We start from the raw sequence: 3355 nt of genomic DNA on the forward strand, positions 1-3355 counted from the left end.
GCTTATCTTTGGAAGAATTGATAGATGTTATATAGTTAAAAAAATATTATTTGGAAATTTACAAAAGGAATTTAGAAGCATTGGAGCCTTTGGTGTGGATTTTATATGTGAACCTTTTAAGGCGGACCTAGATCCTATAATCTATGAAATAACATCTAGTAATTTTAGCTTTGAATACTTTGGAAATGCTCCGGCTGAATCTCTTATAAAGATTTATGGCACTGGGAATATCCAAATAACCATCAATGGTGAAACAATGCAAATATTAAATGTAGTTGATTATGTTGAAATAGATAGTGATCTATTACAAGTTAGAAATTTAGATTTAACATCCAAAGATGATGATGCTTCAGGGAATTTTTATATGTTTGAAAAGGGCCCAAATGTAATAACTTATATAGGCACAGTTACAAAAATAATAGTTGAATACACTACTAAATATAAATAAGGAGGGAAATTATGAAAAAACAAATAAAAGTAGCATACTTTCCTTCTACTGCTACTAAAAGTTTAGTCTTAAGTAGCAATGGGAGGAGTTTAGATAAGTATTGCATTGCATGTAGTACGGAAGAGGATCTAAGCACTGGAAATTATATTTTAGATGCTACTTTTCTTATAGAAGATAATCTTCAAGACTTGCTCCAAGAAGAAGTAATATTAAAAGTTTTAATGGACTATGGAGAAGAATTCTTTAGGATTAGTAAGCCCACAGTAGGTACTAGGTATATAGATATAGTCGCAAGACAGATTACTATAGCCGAGGAACTAACATTGTGGCTAGAGGATGTAAGACCCACTGGTGTGAGTGGTACTGTCGCAGGTAATTATATGGTTGCTAATGCTACCGGAGTAAAAGAAATACAAGTTGTTTCTGATATTTCAAATATTGCTACTGCTTATTATCCACAAATGAATTTATATGAAGCATTACATGATTGTGACCAATCCTTTTTAAACAGATGGGGCGGAGAAATCTTAAGACGTGGTTATATAGAGTACATCAATAGTCATATAGGCATAAGTCGAGGGGTTACGATAAGAGAGGGTAAAAATCTTACCGGTTTTGAATGTAGCTCCAATATAGATAATTTAGTTACTAGGGCACAAGGTAAAGGCTTTGATGGGATTGTAGGTAATTATATAGATAGTCCTTTAATTGGTGCTTACAATCGAGTTTACACAGATGTAATTGAGTATTCAGATGTTAAAGTCAATAATGAAAATACTACAGATGGATACGCAACGTTAGCAGAAGCGCAAGCCGAACTCGATAGAAGAATACAGGCCGAATATGATACAAATGGTATAGATAAAATCAAGGCTAGTTATGCGATTAATTTTGTACAACTCGAAAAAACAGAGGAATATAAGAATTATATAATTGCTGAAAGAGTTTATTTAGGAGATACAATAGGGGTTTATGTACCTAAAATAAATACAGATATACAAGTTAGGGCAATGAATAAGAAATATGATGTGTTAGCACAAAAAACCAAAGAAATTATATTAAGTAATTATATAGAGAATAAGGGGCTTAGTATAAAACAGATTATAGAAAAATTAGAGTCTATGGATAGTACAGACGATATATTGCAACTGGCTAAAGACAACGCTACAGTGCTTATAAAAGCTGGACTTAAAAACTCTTATGTAACAGTAAAAGAAAATGAAATAATTATAGGTGATACTAAAGATATAAATACCATGACTAATTTATGGCGTTTTAACAACAATGGCTTGGGATTTTCCTCGACCGGATATTATGGTACTTTTGAAACTGCGATTACGGCAGATGGACATATTGTAGCAGATTTTATTGATACTGGTGTATTAAGAGCGGTACAAGTAATTGGAGGAACTATTGACGGGGTGGTTATTACAGGTTCAACAATTACATCCGTAAATGATTTAACAATTGGAGCAGTAAATACAACATCTAATCCAAGACTAATTTTCCATATTGGTAGTGCGCTTGCTTCATCTAGCTACGACACAGAAATGTGGCTTGGAATGTTTGAGTATGGCACACAGGCAAATTTTGAGCATGATTCATTAAATATTGAAGTAAAATCATCTGAAAATGATTCTGTGTCAAGCGATATTAGGGCAAAAGTTGTTATTAAAGGTAAGGGCTATGGGAATTATTGTGACCTAAATCTAGTGGGTAATCTACGAATTACCACACCAGGTGGAATATTTACTATTGATGATTCCGGTAGTTTAGCAACTAATGGTGGTTCAATTGCTACTAGTGGTGGTAATATAAATACAGGAATAGGGAATGTTACCGCAAATAATCTTTATGGGAAACTTGCGGGAACTTATGTGCAAGGACAAGTCAATGAGGCACTTAATGCATATCAGGTTAACTCAGGGGGAGCTCCTGCTCAAGTTATGGCTGATTCAAATAACTATGCCCTTGTTGCTCCAGGATCTTTTTTCTCAGTAGTAATTGGTGGGTTAACGAGATTCATGGTTAACTCTGACGGTACTAAAACAGGAGGTACTATTGAGCTTGACGGTAAGAATTGGGGTATGTCGCCTGTAGACTCTCCTAAAATACTAATATCAGACTTACTCTTGAATCAGGAGATTACGCCAGAGGGCGTAGTTGTAACGCTGGATGATAAATTTTCCCGCGCCATTAATGGATATGCTGTGTTCCCAAGTCGTGCCGATGCAGTTGTCTCAGATAAGTTACCAGGCTCATTCCGAGTAACTGGAACGGGGAAGGTTGATCTATATATCATAGGTAAACGAATTGGAGAAGAGGAAGTATATTGGGTTGAAATGGCTAAACCAGAAATTATATAAACAATAATCAATTATGGCACCTAAGAGGGTGTCTTTTTAATGCAAAAAAGAAAGGGATGGTGAATAAATGATAAACACTATTAATCATAATATAAATATTGATTTGATAAATAAAATCAATATGAACAAATCTATTAATATTAAGCAAAATGATACTGATAGCCATAATTTTAAAATAAATATTTATAACAATTCAGTGGGTTATGACCTAACAGGGTTAACAGCTAAAATATACTTTTTAAAAGCAGATAACACAAAAATATTTCAAGATTGTACCCTAGATGATGCTATAAACGGAAAAATGAATTGTATTTTAAGCACACAAACGTTAAGTTTTGTAGGTATTGTATCAGCTGAAATAACAATATACGGTACAAGTGGCGAGGTACTTACTTCAATTACTTTTGATTTCAATGTTACAAAAGTGCTTAGAGATGATTTAGCAATAGAGAGTACAAGCGAATTTACCGCATTAACTACAGCTTTAAATTCTATCGAAGCAGCTCTTGTAAGTGTTCCTACAGTTGAAGCTCTTAAAATA

At 33.7% G+C, this 3355-nt stretch carries 2 protein-coding genes and 1 pseudogene; all 3 read left to right on the plus strand.

Annotated elements, in window-relative coordinates:
* Nucleotides 1–448 (plus strand): annotated as a pseudogene (locus JJD95_RS19995) (phage tail protein); the annotation flags it as partial.
* A gap of 11 nt (nucleotides 449–459) precedes the next feature.
* Nucleotides 460–2814 carry a phage tail spike protein gene (locus tag JJD95_RS20000; RefSeq protein ID WP_291645260.1) on the plus strand — a complete coding sequence of 785 codons (2355 nt, stop codon included), beginning with the start codon at nucleotides 460–462 and terminating at the stop codon, nucleotides 2812–2814.
* A 67-nt stretch (nucleotides 2815–2881) separates the two neighbouring features.
* Nucleotides 2882–3355 (plus strand): BppU family phage baseplate upper protein (locus JJD95_RS20005; RefSeq protein WP_291645262.1); only part of this gene is annotated, 474 nt, incomplete at its 3' end.

The sequence above is a fragment of the Clostridium sp. genome (assembly GCF_016650035.1).
Taxonomy (GTDB): Bacteria; Bacillota; Clostridia; order Clostridiales; family Clostridiaceae; genus Clostridium_AD.

What these genes read in the sequence shown, in the direction of transcription:
- JJD95_RS20000 (WP_291645260.1), top strand. Translation starts at nt 460, where the DNA reads ATGAAAAAACAAATAAAAGTAGCATACTTTCCTTCTACTGCTACTAAA.